22 protein-coding genes are annotated in these 25,646 nt (G+C 39.3%); 5 read left to right on the forward strand and 17 right to left on the reverse strand.

Annotated elements, in window-relative coordinates; genetic code table 11:
- Positions 1–53: 53 nt before the first annotated feature.
- Both B5X76_RS19115 and B5X76_RS19120 read right to left on the reverse strand, forming a co-directional pair.
- On the reverse strand, positions 54–707 hold the full coding sequence (locus B5X76_RS19115; protein WP_079645531.1) for an HAD hydrolase family protein: 654 nt from the start codon (positions 705–707) through the stop codon (positions 54–56).
- Between the two features lie 109 nt (positions 708–816).
- Positions 817–2,559: a metallophosphoesterase family protein gene (locus tag B5X76_RS19120; RefSeq protein ID WP_079645532.1), complete on the reverse strand. Its 1,743-nt coding sequence runs from the start codon at positions 2,557–2,559 to the stop codon at positions 817–819.
- Between the two features lie 66 nt (positions 2,560–2,625).
- Here B5X76_RS19120 and B5X76_RS19125 point away from each other — a divergent pair, with 66 nt between their 5' ends.
- Positions 2,626–3,222, forward strand: coding sequence for a peptidoglycan recognition protein family protein (locus B5X76_RS19125; RefSeq protein ID WP_079645533.1), 597 nt, complete (start codon positions 2,626–2,628; stop codon positions 3,220–3,222).
- Here the strand turns inward: B5X76_RS19125 and B5X76_RS19130 are convergent.
- From B5X76_RS19130 to B5X76_RS19150, 5 genes are all read right to left on the reverse strand, one after another.
- On the reverse strand, positions 3,214–3,792 hold the full coding sequence (locus tag B5X76_RS19130; RefSeq protein WP_079645534.1) for an NAD(P)H-dependent oxidoreductase: 579 nt from the start codon (positions 3,790–3,792) through the stop codon (positions 3,214–3,216). The genes B5X76_RS19125 and B5X76_RS19130 overlap by 9 nt on opposite strands.
- Before the next feature lie 62 nt (positions 3,793–3,854).
- The gene (locus B5X76_RS19135; RefSeq protein ID WP_079645535.1) at positions 3,855–4,421 is read right to left on the reverse strand and encodes a Crp/Fnr family transcriptional regulator; all 567 of its coding nucleotides are present in this window, start codon (positions 4,419–4,421) and stop codon (positions 3,855–3,857) included.
- A 38-nt stretch (positions 4,422–4,459) separates the two neighbouring features.
- Positions 4,460–5,989 (reverse strand): sulfatase family protein, encoded by a 1,530-nt coding sequence (locus tag B5X76_RS19140; RefSeq protein ID WP_079645536.1) that lies wholly within the window; start codon positions 5,987–5,989, stop codon positions 4,460–4,462.
- A gap of 155 nt (positions 5,990–6,144) precedes the next feature.
- Positions 6,145–7,851 carry an urease subunit alpha gene (gene ureC, locus B5X76_RS19145; RefSeq protein WP_079645537.1) on the reverse strand — a complete coding sequence of 569 codons (1,707 nt, stop codon included), beginning with the start codon at positions 7,849–7,851 and terminating at the stop codon, positions 6,145–6,147.
- A gap of 1 nt (position 7,852) precedes the next feature.
- Positions 7,853–8,494 carry an urease subunit gamma gene (locus B5X76_RS19150; protein ID WP_079645538.1) on the reverse strand — a complete coding sequence of 214 codons (642 nt, stop codon included), beginning with the start codon at positions 8,492–8,494 and terminating at the stop codon, positions 7,853–7,855.
- A 150-nt stretch (positions 8,495–8,644) separates the two neighbouring features.
- On the opposite strand from B5X76_RS19150, the gene B5X76_RS19155 reads away from it, so the two are divergent.
- The gene (locus B5X76_RS19155; RefSeq protein WP_176141135.1) at positions 8,645–9,523 is read left to right on the forward strand and encodes a helix-turn-helix domain-containing protein; all 879 of its coding nucleotides are present in this window, start codon (positions 8,645–8,647) and stop codon (positions 9,521–9,523) included.
- Between the two features lie 179 nt (positions 9,524–9,702).
- Here the strand turns inward: B5X76_RS19155 and B5X76_RS19160 are convergent, their stop codons facing one another.
- A complete protein-coding gene (locus B5X76_RS19160) occupies positions 9,703–11,007 on the reverse strand; it encodes an ammonium transporter (protein WP_079645540.1) in 1,305 nt (434 codons plus the stop codon).
- A gap of 185 nt (positions 11,008–11,192) precedes the next feature.
- The gene (locus B5X76_RS19165; protein WP_079645541.1) at positions 11,193–12,146 is read right to left on the reverse strand and encodes an arginase; all 954 of its coding nucleotides are present in this window, start codon (positions 12,144–12,146) and stop codon (positions 11,193–11,195) included.
- Between the two features lie 237 nt (positions 12,147–12,383).
- Here B5X76_RS19165 and B5X76_RS19170 point away from each other — a divergent pair, with 237 nt between their 5' ends.
- Both B5X76_RS19170 and B5X76_RS19175 read left to right on the forward strand, forming a co-directional pair.
- On the forward strand, positions 12,384–12,938 hold the full coding sequence (locus B5X76_RS19170) for a DUF1697 domain-containing protein (protein WP_079645542.1): 555 nt from the start codon (positions 12,384–12,386) through the stop codon (positions 12,936–12,938).
- Positions 12,939–13,386: 448 nt separating this feature from the next.
- On the forward strand, positions 13,387–14,754 hold the full coding sequence (locus B5X76_RS19175; protein WP_079645543.1) for an NAD(P)-binding domain-containing protein: 1,368 nt from the start codon (positions 13,387–13,389) through the stop codon (positions 14,752–14,754).
- Between the two features lie 450 nt (positions 14,755–15,204).
- On the opposite strand, the gene B5X76_RS19180 is transcribed toward B5X76_RS19175, so the two are convergent.
- The 8 genes from B5X76_RS19180 to serC all read right to left on the reverse strand — a co-directional run bounded on the left by B5X76_RS19180 (position 15,205) and on the right by serC (position 22,667).
- The gene (locus tag B5X76_RS19180; RefSeq protein ID WP_079645544.1) at positions 15,205–15,939 is read right to left on the reverse strand and encodes a YggS family pyridoxal phosphate-dependent enzyme; all 735 of its coding nucleotides are present in this window, start codon (positions 15,937–15,939) and stop codon (positions 15,205–15,207) included.
- Positions 15,940–16,073: 134 nt separating this feature from the next.
- On the reverse strand, positions 16,074–16,340 hold the full coding sequence (locus tag B5X76_RS19185) for a hypothetical protein (protein ID WP_079645545.1): 267 nt from the start codon (positions 16,338–16,340) through the stop codon (positions 16,074–16,076).
- A 164-nt stretch (positions 16,341–16,504) separates the two neighbouring features.
- A complete protein-coding gene (locus B5X76_RS19190) occupies positions 16,505–16,951 on the reverse strand; it encodes a hypothetical protein (RefSeq protein ID WP_079645546.1) in 447 nt (148 codons plus the stop codon).
- A gap of 36 nt (positions 16,952–16,987) precedes the next feature.
- A complete protein-coding gene (locus B5X76_RS19195) occupies positions 16,988–17,548 on the reverse strand; it encodes an outer membrane beta-barrel protein (protein ID WP_176141136.1) in 561 nt (186 codons plus the stop codon).
- Between the two features lie 259 nt (positions 17,549–17,807).
- A complete protein-coding gene (lysA, locus tag B5X76_RS19200; protein WP_079645548.1) occupies positions 17,808–18,965 on the reverse strand; it encodes a diaminopimelate decarboxylase in 1,158 nt (385 codons plus the stop codon).
- Between the two features lie 16 nt (positions 18,966–18,981).
- Complete coding sequence (locus B5X76_RS19205) at positions 18,982–20,298, reverse strand: aspartate kinase (protein WP_079645549.1); 1,317 nt, start codon at positions 20,296–20,298, stop codon at positions 18,982–18,984.
- Positions 20,299–20,585: 287 nt separating this feature from the next.
- Entirely contained in the window at positions 20,586–21,533 is a 948-nt protein-coding gene (locus B5X76_RS19210) for a D-2-hydroxyacid dehydrogenase (protein WP_079645550.1), read from the reverse strand.
- Positions 21,534–21,599: 66 nt separating this feature from the next.
- Positions 21,600–22,667 (reverse strand): 3-phosphoserine/phosphohydroxythreonine transaminase, encoded by a 1,068-nt coding sequence (gene serC / locus B5X76_RS19215; RefSeq protein ID WP_079645551.1) that lies wholly within the window; start codon positions 22,665–22,667, stop codon positions 21,600–21,602.
- A gap of 420 nt (positions 22,668–23,087) precedes the next feature.
- On the opposite strand from serC, the gene gyrA reads away from it, so the two are divergent.
- Positions 23,088–25,646 carry a DNA gyrase subunit A gene (gyrA, locus tag B5X76_RS19220; RefSeq protein ID WP_079645552.1) on the forward strand — a complete coding sequence of 853 codons (2,559 nt, stop codon included), beginning with the start codon at positions 23,088–23,090 and terminating at the stop codon, positions 25,644–25,646.

Raw genomic sequence — 25,646 nt, forward strand, 5'->3', positions numbered from 1 at the left:
CCATTATCTTAAATGAATCATCAAATTTTCTATGCATCTCTACAAATTTATAATTACTTATTAAATCTGTCTCGCATTAAAGGTAGCAACTCCATATCGCGCTTTGCAAGACCATAGTAGCGCAACCAAAAGGCGACTCCCGTAGCCTTGTTGTAACGCTGATTATTGATATCAGCAAAATCATCATGCCACCTGGTCGCCACACAGTTGACCATAATATTATCTATAAGCGTCTTTTCCTGCTTTGGACCGATATAGGCAGTCAGCTGAAATACCTTGGAGCGCAACAACTCCAACAGCGGGCGCTTTTCGGGAAGAGGAATATGAATAAGTGCATAGTGATGCTCCAATAATTCATTGATATCATTGGCAAAAACACCTTCTTCAGTCATATAGGAGAAACAAAATCCGGAACTTGTAGACTCTAGGTATTGCACTAGATTAAATAGGTCTATATAAGGTATAGATGATTTATAAAGAACTTTTCCCTCCGCATCGATGCCTACCGCCCCATTCGAAGCAACAAATCCATCAAAAGGAAAGTCCGTGACACGCTTAATCTGCTCATAGGAACGCCCAGACGCGACAAACACCTTTATTCCACTGTTTTTTAAACAGCGTAGACTATCAAGAATCGAATCAGGAATAGTCTCTTCATTAAATCGTAATAAAGTACCGTCTACATCAAAAAAAATAGCTTTAACCATAGTTGTACGGGGTTTAATAAACACAGTACAAACATAGGTCTAAACTGGAACAGACAAATGATACAGAAACAACAATACAACATAGTCCAGATGTATCTCATTTGCTGGATTACCAAGGGTAATTATAATAAGAACTTGCGTTCTCATCGGTCAACAGAAGACGTAATGAGGGATTCATTAGCGCATCATCAAACGCAATTTTCTTCTTACCGACGAAGAGATAAGGATATACAAACCGAATCCCATGGCTATAGTCCACATAATATTCGGCATGGCCTGTAAAGACAGGCTGTATAGGTTTACCATCCAATTTATGCCAACCATACAACGCCATTTTCCCCTTGGTACCACGAAGTTTTTCGGTTGATACGACATCTTTCTTAATCCCGGCAATAAGACCTTTTCGTCCTTGTCTTTGCCGCTCGATACGAGCATTATGCGCTATAAAAGAGCTGAACTGCTCCCTATCTTCTGTTAATGGTAAAGGCTCGATCTTTACCTTAGCCTGCTGATAAACAGCATCACAGATCTTACTATTGCTCAACACGAATCCTAGCGAATCGGCTATATATTGAGCCGTGCTAGGTCGTATCGGCAATCGCACGAAATCGGCATCCGTGCCCAACATCAAATAATCGGGCATGACATAATAATAGGCATCAATCTTGTTTCCTTTTTCATCCATCCCGGTTACATCAATGCGCTTTAGTTTTCGCATAAACTTCGGAAAGTTACCTTCAAGAAAGAGCTCAGCTATCACTTTCTCCCGCTGTTCCTTGTCGAAACTAGAAAGTCGCGGCACAATATCCTTCGCAGCTAAGGCATTCTTAGGTGACTTGGGTAAATTCAGTTTTTCTCCTGTAAGGGAGTTGTCTATACGTTTTACAGTTCCATTGAACCCGGTTACTTCTCTGGGCAGCGCGCTAAGTGGTAACTTACGATCATCTGGAGCGACAAAACCAAGTATACTCGCCTTGCTCATCCCTCCTTCTTTTGGAATATCAATAATTGCGTAAGATTTGTAAGCCGGCGCATCATGACCAATCAATGGTCTAGGTCCTCCTCCTAGGCAACCACTGTGTAGGAGCGTGACTTGCTGTTTGGATCCAGGGAAATAAGCATGTTGATGACCGGAGATATACATATCCACACTATAGTCCTTAAAGAAAGCTAAGGTCGCATCGGCGTCATCTATTACTTCGCCCGGTTTGTTCTTCGCCTCTACCAGAGCATATAGGGGTAAATGCCCCAAAACTATCCGTCCCCTTGCTTTTCGTGCATAATCGGAGGATAATTGTGTTACCATCCAGCTCTTTACCGCATCGGGGATAACGGATGACGAAGCATCCCAACTCAAAAATAAGATGTTATTCTTTAGATAAGAGAAATAATACGGAAAGTGTGTATCATCGACAAAGGTAAGTTTTGCCTGATCTTTGTAAGCTGTCCAAAAAGCAGAAGCTGCTTCCCGATCATTTTTATAATTAGGCGAAGCGTCGTGGTTGCCCATGGTAAAACCAAAAGGAATATTCATTTGGTGAATGGGCTCCAAGACCGCAGCCTGAAATCCGCTCCACATACTATCCAACTGAGACCTACGTAAAGAGGCTTTTTGTCCAGCAACCATATCGCCTCCACATAAGATAATATCTGGATTAATGTCTTTTATCCGCCCTACCAAACGGTGTACTTCTGTACTATAAGTGACCGAACCATAGGCATCATTCAAATCCGAAATCAGCAATATCTTTAAGTCTCGATTTTTCTGTTGGTGCTCCAGACCTTGGCCAAAACAGGCCATAGAAAAGATAGAAAGAATAAGAACAGAAAAAATACGCGGGTCGAAACACATTATAGAATAATAAAAAGTACGGCTAAAATTACCTAAATTGCATTAGCAAACCTAAGAAAAATCACCATGAAGCTTTTGTTCTTACTTCTTTTATTTCCCTTAATGTCATTCAACCCTATCGATTATTCTATAGAGGTAGCCATACAGCCGCGTAGCAGTTGGAATGCGCAAACGGCACGTCCCTATAAAAAGCATACCCCTGTACGAATAACCATACATCACGAAGGGGGAAAAGTATTATTGGAAAATGGAGATGCCAAACAAAGGCTAAAGAATATACAGACCTGGTGCATGGGACCTGAGCGCAACTGGACAGATATCCCGTATCACTACTTGATAGCTCCGGACGGTACAGTCTACCAAGGTAGAGATGTATTTACGGTGGGCGACACTAATACGGACTATGATCCTACAGGGCATCTATTGATATCTTTTCTGGGAAATTATAATGAACAACAACTCAACGAGCATCTACTAGATGTATTGGTCAAACTTACCGCATCTTTCTGCCAGAAATATGACATATCTCCTGAAACAATAGCTACCCATCGCGACTATTGTGGGCATACCAATTGTCCCGGTCAAAACATCTACACTTATTTTGAGAATGGATACCTCAAAAACAGCGTAAAGAAACTCCTGTTAGAAGTACCATCAAAGTAATTGACGACCCAAAGATTTTATTTTATCCAACCACTTCGTACGTTGAGCATCCGTTGAATTACGTATAACACCAACATAGGTAACTTTTACCGGTTTGATTCCACAGAATTCTAAAATCGACTTTTTCAATTGATTGACACTAGGCCGTCCAAAAAACAGACGGTAATACCATCCTGGTTGATCCAGTGTGATTATAATATGTGCAGTCTTTCCTGATAATAGCTTGTCCCACCATACAGAATTTGGACGATACTTGTACGCCATACCGGGAAGAAAGAGTCGATCTACAAATCCCTTGGTTACTGCGGGGAGCCCTCCCCACCAAACGGGATGAACCCAAACGAGATGGTCGGCCCATAGAATGCTATCCCACGCCTGTATCAAATCAGGCTCTAATTCCATCCGCTGTTGATATCCGTACTGTAGATTAGGGTCAAATTGCAATTCACCGATAGGAATAACTCTTATTTCGGCCTGTTGTGCAAGTGCTCCTTCCTCGTAAGCATGTACCAGTGCACTGTTAAAAGATTCCTTATTGGGGTGCCCATTGATAATTACGATTTTCTTCATGTATACTGAAATATGTTACGCAAAGCTAACAGCGATACAGACCGATTATAGAGGACAAATGTCTAAAAAGAAAGCGATTTGCGGATACGACTTAAATGACGTTGGGTGATCCCCAGATAAGAAGATAGATATTTTAGTGGGATCAATTGTATATAATTAGGTTGATTTTTGAGCAAACTGCCATAACGGGACGAAGCGCTTTCTTTTTGCAATTGAAACACCCGCTCTTCAAGCTCCATATATTGCTGTTCGGCTATAATTTTTAAAACTTTCGTCCATTTTGGATCGGAAGCCTCCAAGTCTTCTAGCTTCTTCTTGGTTAAGACCAGGATCTTAGCTTCAGTGAGGGTCTGTAAGTTTTCGACACTCGGTCCTCCCGAGATAAAAGAGGAATAAGCCCCTAGCATACCATTAGGAAAACGGAAACAATAGGTAACATCGTCCCCTTTCTCCGTATGATAATAGGAACGGAATATTCCCGATTCTATAAAAGCGACTTCCCGACAGACTTGGCCTTCCTGAGCAAAATAGCTGGATTTAGGAAGCTGCCTCTTCTCGAATAAAGGCAAAAAACCAGCTATCTCTTCTTTACTGAAAATGCCAAAGCTTAAAAAAAATCGTTCGATCATACCTCACAAAAGTACGTTACATGGCGCGTTGTAATATACTACAACGATTTTGAAAATACATCTTCAGCTTCCTTATCCTCAAAGCTTTTGATTTCCTTTTTCAGCATTGCTTTCATTTTAACCACCACGCTCTTATAGGTGGGATCATTGTAAATATTATTCAACTCCTGTGGATCTTTTTCCAGATCAAATAATTCCCAGGCATCTACACGCTTATAGAAACGAATTAATTTATAACGATTGTCCTTCACACCGAAATGTGGGGACACCGCATGCTCGCCATTTTCAAAATAATGATAGTACAGTGCTTTACGATGGTTTTTGGAAGGTGATCTCAACACTTTAGCAAAAGATTTCCCCTGCATATCTTTAGGAATATCAACTCCAGCCAATTCTAATAATGTAGGAGCAATATCTGCATTGACAATATTGGCATCGATATGTGAATCTGTAGGAATCGTCCCCGGATACCGTATCAACATCGGTGTACGAAACGATTCTTCATACATAAAACGCTTATCAAACCACCCATGCTCACCCATATAAAATCCTTGATCAGAAAGATAAATTACCACGGTATTATCTTCAAGATTATGCGCTTTTAGATAATCCAGCACTTTACCAATATTCCTATCCATCGAACGTGCCGTATTGAGGTAGTCTATCATGTAACGGCGATATTTCCATTTCGCAAGTTCTTCTCTAGACAGATTGGCTGCTTGAAGTTTTTCATAAATCGGTTTATAGTAAGCAGCATATTGCTTTTTCTGTTCCTCATTCATCCTTTTAAAATTCCCATCGACCATCATTTTCTCCCAGGATTCAAACATTTTTAAATCGTACCCCATCTTCATGTCTTTATCAATAGACATTTCCTGTACCGCCGCCGCAGACCTCCCTGCATAGTCATCGAAAAAAGTTTGGGGAAGAGGGATACTATCCTGATCAAATTCTCCAAAATCCCTGGGATCAGGCATCCAGGTTCTATGCGTAGCTTTATGACCGATGACCAGACAAAATGGATCGCTATTTGCAGTTGAATCCAACCAAGCCAATGCCTTTTGGGTGACGATATCCGACACGTAACCCTCGCTTCTCTTTTTTCCATTCTGTGATATAAAATCCGGATTGAAATAATGTCCCTGTCCTACTAATATATCATAATAATCAAATCCTTGAAGCTTATCACCTAAATGAATTTTACCCACCCATGCTGTCTTATATCCTACCTGTTGCAACTCTTTCACAAAAGTATTCTGCGAAAAATCAAAAGTGGAGGTTTCATTATCTTTGAACCCGTTCTTATGACTGTATTTTCCTGTTAAAAGTGTTGCTCTAGCTGGCCCACATATCGAATTATTTACATAGGCCCGATTAAAAGTAGCTCCTTCTTCTGCGATTCTATCGATATTAGTAGTCCGTCCCAGTTTCGAACCATAAGCACTGATCGTTTGATACGAGTGATCATCCGAAATAATAATTACCACATTGGGTTTCTTCTGTTGACCACGCAATGTCGAGACACACAAAGAGGTAAGAAAAAACAGTGAAAATCGAAAAAAAAACATTGTCTATTGGCTTTATGGTGTTCAGGTATGATATATAATGGCAAGGTAGCAAAATTATATATTTCAGACAAATCAAAGTATATAGTAAGACATAAGAAAGCCGGATAAAAAGGAGAATCATCCGGCTTAAATTAAATATTAAAAAATGAAAAAAGTTACAGCATGTATAGTTGCGCCATCGGTAAAAATGCCGAAGGTGTTACGGCTACAACATCGCCATTAATACTAATGTCGTAGGTATTGTGGTTCATAACTATCGTAGGCATACTGTTATTATGAATTAGATCTGTTTTCTTTACATTTCGGGTATTTTTCACCGCAATCAGCATTTTCTTAACTCCTAGCTCCTCGAGCCTGCCCTGATCTATCGCAGATTGGGCAACAAACAATGCAGAAATCTGCCCTACAACCTGTCCATGTGTGCCCCACATTGGACGATACATATAAGGTTGCGGAGTGGATATCGAAGCATTCGGATCTCCCATTCCTGCATAAGCAATAATCCCCCCTTTCATAACCATCTCGGGTTTTACACCAAAACACTGGGGTTTATAGAATACCAAATCCGCCAATTTACCCACCTCAATGGACCCAACATGAGATGCAATACCATGTGTGATCGCCGGATTGATCGTGTATTTTGCGACATAGCGCTTAGCCCTCAGATTATCATTGAGTTTATTCGTTCCCAGCACTCCCCTATCCTTTTTCATCTTATCAGCAATCTGCCAGGTACGTACCACTACTTCGCCTATCCTTCCCATCGCCTGAGAGTCCGAACTCATCATAGAAATAGCACCCATATCGTGTAAAAGCCCCTCCGCAGCAATAGTCTGCGCACGAATACGCGACTTAGCAAAGGCAACGTCTTCAGGAATATTTTTGTCCAGATGATGACAAATCATCATCATATCCAAATGCTCATCTATCGTGTTTATAGTAAACGGATTGGTAGGCGTTGTTGAGGAAGGCAGAATATTTTCGTATTCAACCACTTTCAACAAATCTGGGGCATGCCCCCCTCCAGCTCCTTCGGTATGATAAGTATGAATAGAACGCCCCGCAAAAGAAGCCAACGAGTCTTCTACAAATCCAGCTTCATTAAGCGTGTCGGTGTGTATACAGACTTGTATATCTGATTGATCAGCAACTTCAAGACAGGTATTCAATACAAATGGCGTACTTCCCCAGTCTTCATGAATCTTAAGTCCACCTGCACCAGCACTAACCAACTCCTGCAAAGCCGACTTACTGGAACTATTTCCTTTTGCAAGAAAAACGAAATTTACAGGAATTGTATCGGTAGCTAGAGCCATTTTCTGCAAATTCCAAACTCCTGATGTACAATTGGTAGCTAATGTACCGGCCACCGGACCTGTTCCCCCTCCGACAACGGTAGTTGTTCCTGCCTGTAAAGCAACATCAAATTGTTGTGGGCAAATATAATGTACATGGGTATCAATTGTACCTGCTGTCACAATCAAATTCTCACCAGCGACAACTTCGGTTCCTACACCTACGACCATCCCCTTTGTCACTCCATCCATAATCAAAGGATTGCCCGCCTTACCAACTCCAGCAATCTTGCCGTTCTTGATACCGATATCAGCTTTTACAATCCCCCAATGATCCAATATTACGGCATTAGTGATTACCGTATCCAAAACATCATCTTGTAGGGCCGTAGGATGCTGCCCCATTCCATCGCGCACCACTTTTCCTCCACCAAAAATCAGCTCATCTCCATAGTTTGTAAAATCCTTCTCAATCTGAATCCATAAATCCGTGTCGGCTAATCTTATCTTATCCCCTGTGGTAGGGCCAAAATAACTGGCATATTCTCTACGTGATATTTTTTTCATCTTAATTTTCCTCCTTTTGCGCTACACTTCCATTAACTTTACCTGCAAACCCGTAGACCTGCCTCTCTCCACCATACGCGACCAAATCAATCTCCATTTCCACCTTGGGCATAAACCTTATAGACAACCCCGATGCAATATCCAAATGATACCCCATCGTTATCTCGCGGTCAAAGTGAAGCGCCGGGTTAACTTCATAGAAATGGTAATGTGAACCTATCTGCACTGGGCGGTCACGGGTATTAATGACCTTTATCCGTTTACGTTCGCGATTCAAGGATAATACAATATCCCCTTCACCAAAATCATACTGCCCGGGTTCATTTTTCTTATCATCTGTACCAGCAATAGGATGATGTATAGAGACCAACTTAGTGCCATCAGGAAAAGTAGCTTCAACCTGTAAATCCTGTAACAACTCTGGAACACCATTCATAACATCATGCGCACTTAAAAGTTGAGTACATCGTTCTATCAGCTCCTTAACAGTCTTTCCTTCCCTTGCACCTTCAATTATATATCCCGACAAATAGGCTACTGCTTCTGGATAATTTAGCTTAAGCCCTTTCTGCCTTCTCCGCTCGGCCACAGATGCCGCGGTAAGTAAAAGCAACTTTTCCCGTTCTTGATGTGTTAAATACATATGAATCTATTAACTTTAATTTTGCAGCAAAACTAAAGAACCGAGCTTCGGAAAAATTAGCTAAACTAGGTTATTAATTGTCCTTTTTAGGCATTTTTAACACAGATATTCTTTTCGTAATTTTGAATTGCATTCTTTTGTCATATGATAATGAAAAATACGTTCAAAATTTTGTCGAGTCAGGAATATAAACGAACCTATTTCCCTTATCTTGAAGAGGAAATATTAAGTAATTCAAATGCACTACAGATCTATGAAATAGAACGATATCTAAAGGGCATACTTATTCCAGCTTTATCGTATAGAACCTCTTTTAGTTTTTTAATTATCGTGACCCACGGATCCGTAAGACAATCCATTAATAAAGAAATACACACTATTTCGGAAGGAGAATGTGCACATATCAGTGAGGGTGTGTGGACAGATACCCAATTTGTTTCAGAAGATGTAAGAGGCTATGTCCTTGCCTACGAATCAAACATCTATACACAGTATAGTTTGTTTCAAGGCAAACAAGTAGAATTCAATTATACCCCATTTTACAAACTAAGCCCCTACGATTTCGAAGCAACCATTAATAGCTTAAAACTTCTGAAAAATGAACTAAACCTAGCTCAAAATAGAACTAGTGTGTATTTGCCCATTTTCTATTCAATTTTATCCAGACTAAACACTTATGCCCAAGAAAATAAGGCTTCTGGACGCGAAGTAGAAATTGTACATTACTTTAAAAAATTGGTCAATCAGTTTCACATAGAAAATAGAGCAGTCTCTTTTTATGCTGAAAAATTACACATATCCGAAAATTACCTCAATCGATGTGTCAAACATATCACCTTAAAATCCGCCAAACAGTGGATAAATGAAGTCAGTATAGAACATAGTCAATTACTTTTGCGGGATTTAACGCTAGATATCGCAGAGATTGCATATGCTATGCACTATCCATCTCCAAGCTATTTTTCGAAAATATTTAAAAAAACTAGAGGGATATCGCCAATCTCTTACCGCCAAAGCCTCGTTTCATAAAGCACCGGCAGATTACTGAGGTTATGTGTCCTAAAATGTCACAATACTATTACTAAATCATTCTTAACAACTCCTTAACATTTAATATAGGTATTCAGAGCTACTTTTGGGTATTCATAATTTAGGTTAATAATTGGTTAGTTAAGAAACGCCTGAAGCTCCCCGCTTCAGGCGTTTTTTTACAATTCTTCGTCATGTTGAGTTCTGTCCAACCCCAGCTCTTCGTCTTTCTCATGAACACGAAGCGGAGCAATCCAATCTGTAAGCTTTATGAGTAGTAGCGATCCAAAAAAAGCAAAAATAGAAACAGCGACAAGCGCGACCACATGTGCAATAAACAAACTAGTTTCTCCAAAAAATAACCCGTTTACTTTCACAACTGGGTTTATCGAACTATGAGCAAATACAGCGGTCAACACCATACCTACCATCCCCCCTACACCGTGGCAAGGAAATACGTCCAGTGTATCATCGATACGTGTTTTACTACGTAGGAAAACCAACAAATTACTGATTAAAGCAGCGACCAATCCAATTACAATAGAATGCGAAATGCTTACAAATCCTGCAGCTGGCGTGATAGCGACCAAGCCAACTACCGCTCCAATACAGGCCCCCATTGCGGATGGTTTCTTACCCCGGATGATATCTACAAAAATCCATGCCATAGCAGCAACTGCAGAAGCGATTGTTGTCGTTGCAAATGCATGAGCAGCCAAGCTATTTGCTCCTCCTGCTGAACCGGCGTTGAAACCAAACCAGCCAAACCATAACAACGCCGTACCTAAGATAACATAACTGATCCGAGCAGGCGAATGAGTAGGAGCCTTTCGTCCTTTTAAATAAATAGCAGAAGCTAACGCAGCCCAACCAGCAGACATGTGAACAACCGTGCCACCTGCAAAATCTAATACGCCATACCTTGCCAAAATACCTTCTGGATGCCAGGTGGCATGCGCCAACGGCATATAAATAAAAATACTGAAGAGCAGAATAAATACCATGTAGGAATTGAAACGGACACGCTCTGCAAAGGCTCCTGTGATAAGAGCGGGAGCTATAATAGCAAATTTCAACTGAAACATAGCGAAAAGAACCAATGGTACCGTAGGTAGTCCTTCCCAAACGACATTTCCCAGCATTCCCTTCATCATATAGAAAGTTCGAGGGTCACCTATGATCCCTCCAATATCTTCACCGAATGCCAAACTAAAACCAAAGACAACCCATACGATCGATATTAGGCACATACAAATAAAACTCTGTAACATAGTCGAGATTACATTCTTTTTGCTGACCATACCCCCATAGAAAAATGCCAAACCTGGAGTCATAATCAGCACAAGTGCTGAGGAAGTCAGCAACCAAGCTGTATCTCCAGAATCTAGCTTGACGTCGGACAGGTTTGCCATTTCTGTAGATGGCCCGAGCATACCTATAATAGCCAAAGCAATTAAAACAATAAAGGGAATCGTTTTCTTCATTTGAATAGATTATTAAGATTAGTATTTTAATTCAAAAATACATATTCAATTAAAATATTTTCAATAAAAATTAATTTTTATTGAAAATATTTTACACAAAAAGTCAAGCAAATAAAATAAAGAAAATAAAAAAAGTGCAAAACATTTTTAATGTCTTACACTTTTATCGCGATCAAGGTTTACTTCTACTCGCCCTGATCTTTAAAATGTTTTTCCAATATATCAAAAGTTACTTCTGCCATTTTATTGCCTTGACTATCCAATAAAGGATTTACTTCTACGATCTCCAAACAATGTACTTTACCTGAATCCGATAAACCTCTTAATAAAGTCGAAATCTCATGTGGGAAGAAACCTCTAGGGACAGGTGTACCTGTTCCGTCCGAGATCAATTCACTATCCATACTATCCACATCAAAGGAAAGATATAATATATCGCATTCTGAAAGTCGTTGAAGTGCTTCCTGAATACAAACCTCTATACCACGTTCTCTAACCTCTGCCACCATAAAGTTTCGTATTCCCAGCCCCGCGATCAATGAATCTTCAGGGTATTCTGTATCCCTCACACCAAAATAAACAAGCTGTTCTGGTTGAATCTTTGGTCCTGGAAATTTTAGATTCTTTAGTTTGTTCCAATATGTCTTGGTTTCCTCGTCCGGTTCATTAATTGCACACTTAAGGTTATCTTCGGCTAGCATAGCGCCTAATGGCATCCCGTGCATATTGCCAGATGGTGTCGTGTAGGGAGAGTGTATATCTGCATGCGCATCAATCCAAATAACACCAAGTGTCTTTTCTGGAAATTGGGATTTGATACCGCTAATTGTACCCATAGCAGACGAATGATCTCCTGAGAAAACTAGAGGAAACCTATTCCTTGAAAGACAATTACCGACCATAGTGGCAACTTCCTCGCACTGCTCGTAAACATAAGGTATATATTTCGCATAAGGATGTTGATCATTTTCGTACACAGATTCATTGCGTGTTCTTACATCCACAAAAGGATAACGATGAAAAAAATCACTACCTTTATTAATCGCTGCTATCTCCATAGCATCTATCCCTAAATCCGCTCCTCTAGTACCAGCTCCAATATCTGATCTATTCTTTATTATTTCTATCGATGTCTGCATAATTTTAGTTTTGTATGACTACTTATTAAGTATAGTCCAAAAAGAGATTATTTGACAAATATCCAAAACTGCCACTAGAAACTCAAAACATACTGAACTTTTCGATAAAAAAAGCTGCATTCTATAAGCAGACAAGAATTTTCATCAAAATAAAGGGCATTATCCCACAAATTATTCGGCGTTATTGCTGGCATCATAATAAATCCTATTTTTACATGTTCCAAATCCCTAAGAGCAATGATTAAACAACCCGATCGATCAAATTATCTATACTGCGCTTTTTTAAGAGGTGTTAATGTTAAAGGGACATCAATGAAGATGAAAGAGGTGTGTACATTATTTGAAAATAATGGGATGACTAACGTCAATTCTATATTGGCCTCAGGCAATATCTTATTCTCCTCCGGTAAACCAAGGACGGAATTAAAAGAAATTCTGGAAAAAGCCCTCTCTTCACACTTCGATTATGACGCATTTCTCTTCTTAAAAAACAAGAAGGAACTTGAAAATATCATAAATAGTAATCCTTTTGAACCCAATACAAATTTCCACATTTATGTATTCCTTGGAATAGATGGTATTGAAAATTTGCTAAAAAAAGAATTCGAACAGTCAAAAAAAGCAACAGGTGAAGAAGGCGCTATGGTCGACTCCACCTTTTATTGGAAAGTTCCTAAAGGAAGCACCTTAGATTCTGAATTCAGTAAAATCTTAGGGCAGAAAAAACTCAAAAACACGCTTACCTCCCGCAACATCAATACTATTGTAAAGGTCTTGCAGAAAATTAAATAGGCATTATATTTTCGTGTCAATAATATTGAAAGAAACTGTAACCCGACAGCACCTCCAACCATAACACTATCAAAGCCTAAATCGTTCTGAACGAACTCCGGGAGTACATCAAGAACGATCCCTATGGTCAAATAGACAAAAAATACCGATATAATGAAAGGTGTGATAATTTGCTTAATGATTTAATTTTCCGTATATTGGATTTTTTGAAGGAAAAAACATCCGTATAGCTACGGCTCTGTATAATAATATTCAACATGTTTACCTTTTCGGTAAAACCTAATTTTTCCTTTCTTTTTGGCTATGCCATCTAATTAGAGATTTAAAAAGTCTCTTCCATTGCATTCCGAATTTATTCGGAATGGTCTTGAATCTAATGATTCACTTTCTAAGTAAATTAATCACAGTTATCCCTTTAGGATAGCTTAACATTTTATTAATAGTATATATGACAAATTTTAAAGTTGGTATTATTGGTGCTGGTCCTAGCGGATTGGCTATGCTACGAGCATTTGAATCGGAACAGAAAAAAGGTAATCCCATCCCAGAAATTAAATGTTATGAAAAACAAGATAATTGGGGAGGTATGTGGAATTATACTTGGCGAACCGGTGTAGGGAAATATGGTGAACCTCTCCATGGAAGTATGTACAAATACTTATGGTCAAATGGCCCAAAGGAATGTCTTGAATTCGCTGACTATACCTTCTCTGAACATTTTGGTCAAGCTATTTCCTCTTATCCACCTCGCGAAGTATTATTTGACTACATCCAGGGGAGGACCAATCAAAGTAATGCCCGCGATTATATCCAATTCAATACCGTCGCCCGCTGGGTAGACTATATGGAAGATCAAAAACAATTTAGGGTCGTTTTTGATAGTTTAAAAGACAACAAAACTTTTGAAGAGTATTTTGACTATTTGATTGTCGGTACCGGACATTTCTCAACACCGAATTTTCCCTACTTCGAAGGGATTGAAAATTTCCCCGGCGCTGTTATGCATGCGCACGATTTTAGAGGAGCAGATCAATTCAAAGATCAGCGTTTACTTCTTATTGGCAGTAGTTATTCTGCTGAAGATATCGGCGTACAGTGTTATAAACATGGTAGTGCATCCGTAACGATAGCTTACCGCAGCAACCCAATAGGCTGTAACTGGCCCAAGGAAATCAAAGAAAAATCCGGTGTAACTCATTTTGATGGAGCTACAGCTTATTTCAAAGATGGCACTTCTGAGGAGTTTGATGCTGTAATACTCTGTACTGGTTATCAGCATAAATTCCCATTTTTACCAGATAATCTTAGACTGAAGACCAAAAACCGCTTATATCCAGACGATCTTTATAAAGGTGTAATTTTTAATCATAATGAACAATTACTCTATCTAGGTATGCAGGATCAATATTATACATTCAATATGTTTGATACACAAGCGTGGTTTGCAAGAGACTACCTGCTTGGAAGAATTACTATCCCATCAAAAGAAGAGCGTATCGTAGATATAAAAAAATGGATGGACTACGAAGAAAGCACAAAAACAGGTATTGAACATGTCGACTTTCAAACAGATTACATCAAAGAACTGATTGCTCTTACAGACTATCCAGACTTCAATGTAGACAAGGTATCAGCAATGTTCAAAAGCTGGCTACAAGATAAAGAAATCAACATTCTAAACTACCGTGATCAGGTGTATAAATCAGTCATGGATGGCACACAAGCTACCCCTCATCACACAGCTTGGATGGATGAAATGGACGATAGTCTGGAAAAGTATCTGGAAGAAAATCTAGAAAATGAAATTGTTATTTAACCGTAACATTAGAAAACACATCAGTTATGATAGGTTGTCCAATAAAAGACAACCTATTTTTATATACAGAGGTTCTATCGATCTACAGAAATCCACAAGTATCATCCACATAATTCCCTACTGTTGTAGCGAATTATCTCAAACCAACGTTAACACTATACAATTAATATAACTTAGACACTGTTTTGCGTAAAAAAGGTGATATCTATGTAGCACAGGCCACACCAACACGAATGATATGAAAACTCTAATTTCTGGTATACTCTATTTTATAGCTGTTTTTTCGTCATTGTATTTACTTCATCCCGAAGTAGACATATACGCCATTCTGTCGACAAGCTCTCTGGCTACCGCAGTCACCGTCTTGCTTTTTCTTGGCACCTCGGCATATACAAAGCGACGCCAACAAATAAACAATGGTTTTAACAAATAATCAAACTACTTAAAGGTCTATCCGATTTGGCTTTCGTTCCAGTAATAACTGTCGGCGTAAATACGCTGACCAAAGATAGCAGTCCCCACACGAACTATCGTAGCTCCCTCCTCAATTGCAGTCTCTAAATCTCCGCTCATCCCCATAGAAAGCTCATGCATATTCACATTAGGAATACCTTCGGCAATAATTTCTTGTTGGATCTGTTTGAGTAACCGAAAACAGGGCCTCACCTTCTCTGCCTCTGCACTAAACAATCCTATGGTCATCAGCCCCTGAATCTGTATATTACTAAACTCAGAAACGCTTCTTACGAGCTCAATCGCCTTATCTGGATGTACCCCAAACTTACTTTGTTCGCCGGAAGTGTTTATCTGGATCAAAACATCAATCTTCTTCTTCTCGTACTCCAATCGCTGCTGGAGCTTTTTAGCAACATCTAGTCGATCAAGAGATTGTATACAGCTGATATCATATTTTAAGATATCTTTAATTTTATTGGACTGCAAATGACCTATAAAATGACTCGTATGCCTTATATCCCGCAAAGACTCGTATTTTTCCTTTATTTCCTGAACTTTGTTTTCAGCAATCAAGGTTTGTCCCACCTGAAGCGCTTCTTTAATGTATTCGGCGGAGACGGTTTTAGTCGCTAACAGCAACTTTACTTCCGCCGGATCACGCTTATTATCTATACAGGCCTTTTCGATCCTTTGAAGAATAATACTTAAATTACTGACAATATTGCTCATTTCTTTTAGTTAAACCCATAAATAAACAACGAATTATATTTTAGGCATCATTGCTTTACAAAAGTAAACCTAATCCAAATAACAAGACTCCTACAGATTCACAAAAAAATCGTAGTCCAGCTCCACTAATATTATTATAAAATCTCCACGAGGACCGTATAATGTAGCTTTGCTGTCACCGTTTCTTCACCGGTCTCTGCTATTTCAATATTATCCCCAATACGAGGCTCTACTAGTTCAAAACCATCAAACCAAGCTTCTACCCCGTTTTCTACTTCATTTTTCACAACATCGTCTTCTTTTTCAAATCCTATTTTATAAAAATATGGTTCATCCGTATTATCTATTACCGTCTTAGGAACTGTCACCTTAACCGATACCTTGAGCTCTCTTGTTTTCATATGTGCTTTTATTTATACTGTTCATGTAAATAGTTCTCAAAGTTACACAACTTACACCTCCTATTTCATAGTCAATCTTCTAGATTATATACAACAAAAAGAAGGCACACACAGGAAAAAGATCCTGCATATGCCTTCTCAACGGGATTGCAATGTATTAAAGTCTATTTCGATTCGCGAACAAAAACCTGAGTAGTTCCACCAATCACTACATTTGGAAACCGCTTATCATAATCAATCACGATATCACCGACACCGGCAACGCCATCATTATTGGAATCCCAATCTATACTAACATAATACTTAATCGCTTCTCCTTCTCTTAAAGCTGGCTTAATCATCTGCTTATGATCCTTAGGCAGTTCAAACGTTACTGTAAATGGTAGCTGGGATTGTGATATTTTTTGTTCTAAAATCAATGTTGCAGGCACGTCAGCAATATTTTCTGACACAGCATAAAGACTTACCCTCCCTTCGGCTTTCTTAATAGAACCTTCGCCAACGAATTCGATTGATAAAGTTTGCTTTTGTGTGTCCTTTAACTTAGATGCACTTGAACAACTCGAGAAGATTGCCACAGCCAAAATTAATACTGAAAATAATTTGTTCATATTCTTGTTTCTTTTTTATCTTAATGCACACTACTGTTAAATACCGATCGCAATTCCTGCATTGGCAACGCCGAGATACCCCACACCAAACTCTGCATAAACCGCTATTTTATCACCATATTTCACTCCAACTGGCGACACCTGATAGGCTACATTACCGAAATTATTTGCGATATTACCCTCTTTATTACTGTACTGGGCATACCCCACACCTCCTTTACCATACAATTGAAACTTATTTTTGTTTAAATAGGTATATTTCGCATTTAAAAGTCCGCCGTACACATTCCATTTTGAATCACCCAGTTCATCTTTATAAGTAACCTTTGTGGAACTCCAAAACAAATCTGCTCCCACAGACAATCTCGGTGTAAGATTATAAGAGTATCCTGCAGAGACCGCCCCACTTCCTTTTGATTCATCTACTTTACGCCCCACTACGCCCATAAAAATACCATCCCCCAATAAGGTTCCTATTTCCTGAACAGGTAAAATCCCATAGCTTAATCTGATTTCACCGTTACCAATAGGTGACGTTTGAGCCATGGCCTGTAGAGACAACACCGCTAAAAAACAAATTGTAAAAATTTTCTTCATACTTATATAATTAAATAAAAACATCCCGAAATATTTCGGACTTTACAACAAAACGTAAAAAGAATTAAATTCTATACAATTAAATAAAAATAAATTTAAAGACAACAAAATAAACAAAACATAGAATATAATTCTGAAAATAACACTAAAACAAAATCCAATAAACAAAACTCTTACATACAGAAAGTTCTCAATAAAAAAGCAAAAAGCCCCATTAGAAAATTCTAATGAGGCTTTCCCACAATAATTTATTAAACTATTATTCTGAATACAAATAACGTATCTCGTTCCTTAAATTGTAATTAGAGGCCATCACCTCTCCGTAAGCTCCGGCCGTTCTGATCGCAATCAAATCCCCACGCTTACTCACAGGAAGTAAAACCTCTTTTCCAAAACTATCTGAACTTTCACAAATCGGCCCGACCACATCATAATTCAACTCTTTCTCACTACCGTCTCCCCCAATTTTTTCTATTTTATGGTAGGCTTGATATAAAGCCGGTCTCATTAATTCGGTCATTCCTGCATCCAGAATCAAGAAGTTCTTTTTAGAACCGCTTTTAGTATAAAGGACTCGGCTCACCAAAGTACCACATTGTGCTACGAGCGCCCTTCCCAATTCAAAATGAACCTCCTGCTGCGCGTTACGTTCCAAAAACTTATCAAACACATCAAAATACGCTTCAAAATCGGCTACAGGATTGCCATCTGGATCTCTATAATCGACACCGAGCCCTCCGCCAACATTGATCACTTTAATATAAGTTCCTCTATCTTCAAACCAGCTCTTCCATTCATTAACTTTCACACATAGACTCTTAAAAACACTCATATCAGTTATCTGAGATCCAACATGAAAATGTAGACCAATAAGATCAATGTGTTCGCATCCTTTGATTACTGCTGCAGCCTTTTCCAACTCTGAATTTGGTACACCAAACTTGTTCTCATCAAGTCCAGTTGTTATATAGTGGTGCGTATTAGCATCTACATTAGGGTTGATACGCAGAGAAATATTAGCACGCTCGCCATGCTGTCCGGCCAATTCATTGATCACCTCTAACTCCTGAATAGACTCCACATTAAAAGCAAAAATACGATGCTTTAAAGCTGTCACAATTTCTTTATCCGATTTCCCTACTCCTGCAAACGTTATCTGATCCGCTGAAAATCCCGTATCAATCGACTTTTGCACTTCATTACCACTCACGCAATCTGCTCCAAATCCCATCGCTTGGATAACCGAAAGCAATCTATCATTAAAATTAGCTTTCAAAGCATAATGCACATGAAACCCCCGTTTATCTGCGGCTTTTTTCGCGGATTGGAGGGTCTGCTTTAACAGCTTTAAATCATAGTAATAAAACGGCGTCTCCTGACTAGAGAACAGATTCAACAATTCATCATTTTTAAACATATCCTTATCCTGAATATTAAAACAACCTGTTATGCAAAGAACGTAACGCCTCTACTTTATGTTTAGTATCTAAAAGTATAGACACATTATAGTCCGACCCTCCATACGATATCATCCGGATAGGTAAATGCTTCACTGCATCTAATACACGCGCTGCATAACCATGTGTATTTGCTCCGAAATCACCCACTACACATACAATAGTCTGGCCTTCATCCACACCTACTTTACCAAACACCTCTACCTCTTTAATGATCTCCAAAAGATTGCTTGTATCATCGATGGACAGTGATACAGCTACTTCCGAAGTCGTAATCATATCTATTGGTGTTTTATAACGTTCAAATATTTCGAACACTTTACGTAAAAAACCATACGCAAGGAGCATTCTAGAGGAGTGAATATGAATAGCGGTAATTCCATCCTTTGCAGCAATTGCTCGAATGATACCCTTTTCAGATCCAGCCTTTGAAATCAATGTTCCATGTGCACCAGGATCCATCGTATTCAGCAAACGGACAGGCACATTATAGCGCTGAGCCGGGAATACACTCTGTGGATGCAAAATCTTAGCCCCAAAATAGGCTAACTCAGCAGCTTCATCGAAACTTAAATGAGCTATTGGAGAGGTATTGGTTACAATGCGAGGATCGTTATTGTGCATACCATCAATATCTGTCCAAATCTGAACCTCATCCGCCCCTAATGCAGCACCGATTAAAGAAGCCGTATAGTCAGAGCCACCTCTTCGTAAATTATCAATTTCACCAAAAGAATTTCTACAGATAAATCCTTGTGTAATAAATAGTTTATTATCTGTATTATCATTTAAAAATGGGGACAGTCTTTGCTTAATATGGTCTATAATAGGCTCATTGTCCTCGTCAATCTTCATAAACTCCAAGGCCGGAAGCAACACAGAAGCTACACCTATTTCCTCCAAATGAAAATGCCAAAGTGCAGTAGACATCAATTCGCCTTGAGCTAAAATTATTTTCTCTTCTGTAGGGGTGAATATATCGTTGTTTGCTAAAGATTCAATTACATGAAAATGGTGATCTATAAGTTCCTTCCCCTTTTTAAGTCCTTCTTCGGTGGCAAAAAGTTCCTTAATAAGTTCTTCGTACTTATCCTTATGTGTTATGATCAATTGCTTGGCAAGTTGTTTATCTCCGTTCAAAAAAGCTTGACCGATTTCTACTAAAGCATTTGTTGTACCTGACACCGCGGACAATACCACAATTTGACGCTCGTTAGGGTCTACGATATCGAGTAACCCTTTGATACGAGCTGCACTTCCTACGGAAGTACCACCGAATTTTAGAATTTTCATGAAGTAATTATATTTTTAACTTTATATTATATTTCAAAAGGCCATACCAACCGAACCTTACATAATCACAAAAACAGCAATAAACTGTTTTAGAGCGTGAATATAGCCAATTAGCGCGAATATTATGCGAATTTTTCATTTTTACCATTTAAAAAATAAAAAAATCATAATTATGACAAAAGTATACTGCTAACCTATCCCATTACAAATTGGGAAAAAGGGAAAATAAAAATGCGGCACAAACACCTATCGAGGTCCGTGCCGCATGTTATTATTATGCGGAAGTATTACTTCTTCAGACTCGCAATCAACAACTGCGCGAGCTCTTCTCCGATACGCTCCTGAGCCTCATTTGTCGCTGCTCCAATATGCGGAGTCAAAGACAGTTTCGGGTGAATTAGAAGTGCAGTGCGCGGCGTCGGTTCGTCTTCAAAAACATCAAGACCGGCAAAAGCAACTTTACCAGAATCCAAAGCTTTCAACAATTCCAATTCATCAATTACGCCACCACGTGACGCATTCACTAAGCCTACACCGTCTTTAAGCAACGCGAATTCTTCTTTCCCGATCACTGGCTTATCCAAAAACGGAACGTGTAAAGAGATAAAGTCCGATTCGCGAAATAACTCAGGAAGTTCTACCTGACGCACAGGAACATCAACCTTCAGACCGCCAGATAAATCAAGCTGCAATGAGGTAGGTCCTTCAAACAGATCGTAATACAACACATCCATACCTATCCCTAGTGCCATCTTAGCTGTCTCTCGACCAATACGACCAAAGCCTACAACGCCCAATTTTTTCCCCATTAATTCGGTACCTGCCGCATACGCCTTCTTAAGACCGCCAAAATTGACAGCCCCTTCGACCGGCATCTTACGGTTGGCATCATACAAAAAGCGAACACCGTTAAGTAAATGTGCAAATACTAATTCCGCGACCGAATGAGATGAAGCAGCAGGTGTATTGACGACTATGACCCCCTTAGATCTTGCATAATCCACATCAATATTATCCATACCGACGCCCCCTCTTCCGATAACTTTGATATTCGGACAAGCATCAATAAGAGGCTGTCTTAACTTTGTAGCACTACGTACTGTAACAGCATCATATGCATTCAACTTATTCACTAGTTCATCTTGAGGAATATGAACAGTATCTACTGTAAAACCTGCATCCTCTAATATTTTTTTACCGATAGGATCTATCCCATCATTTGCTAAAATTTTCATTATTTATTCTTTTTGTTATCCTGTGATCTTGTTAATTTCATAACTCGATAACTTCATAACCACCCACTATTTATGTTTATCCTCAAATTCGCGCATGGCATCGACAAGCGCATTGATTGATCGTATACTCAGTGCATTATAGATTGACGCTCTAAAACCTCCGACAGAACGATGACCTTTGATTCCAATCAAGTCCCGTTCTTTGGCTAAAGTCAAAAACTCAGCTTCCAGCTCAGGAGTATCCATAACGAAAGTAACATTCATCCGTGAACGATCCTCTACGGCAGCTGTTCCTTTAAAAAACGGATTACGGTCTATTTCGTCGTACAACGTACGGGCTTTAATAATATTCTCCTGTTCAATTACAGAAATACCACCTTTCGCTTTCAACCAACGAAGATTAAGCATAGAAACATAAATAGAGAATACAGCTGGTGTATTATACATCGACCCAGCTTTAATATGCGCCTGATAATCAAAAATAGTGGGTATTGTACGACCTGTCTTCCCTAAAATTTCGTCTTTGACAATAACTAGTGTTAAACCAGCAGGTCCCATATTCTTTTGCGCACCCGCATAAATAATGTCAAAATCCCGCACATCAATACCAAGACTAAAAATATCCGAAGACATATCTACCACCGTAGGAATCTGCGTATCGGGCTTCTTAAAAACCTCTGTACCATAAATTGTATTATTAGAGGTATAATGAAAATACGAAGCATCCGAAGGAATAGCGAAACCTTTGGGTATGTAATTATAATTCTTATCACTGGATGAAGCAACAACTTCTACCGCTCCAATATTCCTTGCTTCCTTAGCAGCCTTCGAAGCCCATACACCGGTATCTAAATACGCAGCTTTACCGCCTTCGGGCAATAAATTCATGGGCACCATCGCAAATTGCTGACTTGCACCACCTTGAAGAAATAAAATAGAATAATTCAGCGGCACATTCAGTAGCTCACGAACTAAGCGTTCGGCCTCCACAATTACCGCCTCAAATTCTTTTGATCGATGGGAAATTTCCAAAATAGATAACCCCGTATTATTAAAATCTAATACAGCCTGAGAAGCTTCCTTAAAAACTTCTTGGGGCAAAATACAAGGACCAGCACCAAAATTATGTTTCATCTCGTTGTTTGTGTGTTATAAGTGAAATTTTGAACAAATGTAACAACATTTTTTGTATTAATATTAACGCAAACAATTATTTATTACCAAAAACACAACCAATCAAGAGTTTTAATACAAAATCTTTACAAAAAACAAACAATAACACATAAACACTTCATTTTAAAATACTACGGGATTATTTTTAAAAGAATTCTCGGAAACAGAACGATACATTCTCCTCTATTAACATTCAACTACACACCGTACCCGTTCTATTTTTGAACAGTATCATCGGTCATAGATTCGACAATAACGGCAGTCTGAAAAGTTCCGAATAGACGCCAAAAACCTACACTTTCAGAAAAAAAAATCGTATCTTCGCATGCGTAGTGCCGCCTTTCACATGCACTTAATTAGTTTTACAGTAACCAGGTAAATATGGCTGAAGAAACAGAAAATGAAAACAATCTAGTACCTGCTAATGACAGGGTAGTAAAAATCAACATTGAAGACCAGATGAAGTCGGCATATATCGACTATTCGATGTCTGTAATCGTGTCAAGAGCGCTCCCAGATGCAAGAGATGGTTTAAAGCCCGTACACAGACGTGTATTATATGGTATGCACGAATTGGGGGTTACTTCTGGAAAACCTTATAAAAAATCAGCCCGTATTGTTGGGGATGTACTAGGTAAGTACCACCCGCACGGAGATACAGCCGTATATGACACCATGGTGCGTATGGCCCAAGATTGGTCTCTTCGGTACCCTTTGATCGATGGACAGGGAAACTACGGATCATTAGATGGAGATCCTCCAGCAGCAATGCGTTATACCGAGTCTCGTCTACGCAAAATCGCAGAGGAGATGTTGGCAGATATCAGGAAAGATACGGTTGACTTTCAATTGAACTTTGACGACTCAGAGACAGAGCCTACGGTACTACCTACCCGTATCCCTAATCTCTTGGTTAACGGTGCTTCCGGTATTGCAGTTGGTATGGCGACAAATATGGCTCCGCATAATTTGACCGAAGTTATTGACGGAACGGTTGCCTACATTGACAACAGAGATATAGAAATTTCGGAGTTAATGCAGTATGTTAAAGCCCCAGATTTTCCTACAGGCGGATTTATATATGGACACCATGGTGTTCGTGAAGCTTTTGAGACAGGACGTGGAAGAATCGTAATGCGTGCAAAAGCGGAAATCGAAACCACTAAATCTGGCCGCGAAATCATCATCGTAACCGAAATACCTTATTTGATTAACAAAGCGGATATGATCAAGCGTACCGTAGATCTAATCAATGAAAAGAAAATCGAGGGTATTTCCGAAATTCGCGATGAGTCAACAAAAGATGTTCGTATTATTTACGAAATCAAACGTGACGCAAACGCAAATGTTGTCTTGAACAACCTTTATAAATACACTTCCCTACAGTCATCCTTTTCTGTCAATAATATAGCCCTAGTTAAGGGACGTCCAATGCTAATGAATCTAAAAGATATGATTCATGAGTTTGTAGAGCATAGACATGAGGTCGTCGTACGCCGTACTAAATTTGAATTGGCCGAGGCTGAAAAGCGCGCACATATATTAGAAGGCTATCTTATTGCACTAGATCATCTAGACGAGGTTATCAAGTTAATCCGTAGTTCGGAGACACCTGAAGACGCTCGAGTTGGTTTGATGGAAAAATTCGGACTATCCGATCTACAGGCTCGTGCTATCTTGGATATGACGTTACGTCGTCTCACAGGACTAGAACGTGACAAGATCAAGGAAGAATATGCAGAATTAATGAAGACCATCGATTACTTAAAACAAGTACTAATGGATGAAGGTCTCCGAATGAGAATCATTAAAGACGAACTCTTAGAAATAAAAGAGAAATTCGGTGACGAGCGTAGGTCAATCATTGTACATTCTGCAGAAGACATGACAATGGAAGATTTCGTAGATGACGAGGAAGTCGTAATTACGATCTCACATAATAGTTACGTGAAACGTACCCCATTGACGGAGTACAAACGTCAGGGACGTGGTGGTAAAGGTGCTATCGGCTCTAACACCCGAGACGAAGATTTCACAGAGCATATCATTACAGCTACTGCTCACAATTACATGTTGTTATTTACAGAGACAGGTCGCTGTTTCTGGTTGAGAGCCTTTGAGATCCCAGAAGGAAGTCGGACTTCAAGAGGTAGAGCTTTACAAAACATCATCAACATTCCGAAAGATGAAAAAATAAAAGCCTATATCTTAGTAAAGAATCTTAAGGATCAAGAATACTTAGAGAACAACTTTATTATCATGTGTACTAAACAAGGAACGATCAAAAAGACATCCTTGGAGGCTTATTCTCGTCCACGTGCTAATGGTATCAACGCTATAAATATTAATGAAGGCGATCAACTAATTGAAGCATGTTTGACAAGTGGTAGTAGTGAAATTGTGATGGCCTTGCGTTCTGGTAGAGCGATTCGATTCAACGAATCCACGGTCCGCCCAATGGGACGTACCGCAACCGGTGTACGAGGAATTACATTGACAGGCGAAACGGATGAAGTAGTTGGCATGATTAGTGTGAACAGTTCTGAAGTGAGTGTATTAGTCGTTTCCGAGAAAGGTTACGGTAAGCGGACAGATATTGAAGATTACCGCATTACGAATCGTGGTGGTAAAGGTGTCAAAACCATCAATGTCACGGAGAAAACAGGCGAACTTGTCGCTATCAAAGATGTGACAGACAATGATGACCTCATGATTATCAACAAATCGGGAATCGTAATCCGTATCGGTGTAGATTCACTCCGTGTGATGGGTCGTGCCACTCAAGGGGTTCGTCTTATTACACTAAAAGAAACAGATGAGATAGCCTCAATTACTAAAGTTGCTCGCGAAGAAGAGGAAGAAGAAATCGATGCAGATTCTGAAAATCCAACGGAGAATTCGGACTTAGATGAACAAGCAACTGACGAAACAGAAGAATAA

It is taken from the genome of Sphingobacterium nematocida (assembly GCF_900168125.1).
GTDB lineage: Bacteria > Bacteroidota > Bacteroidia > Sphingobacteriales > Sphingobacteriaceae > Sphingobacterium > Sphingobacterium nematocida.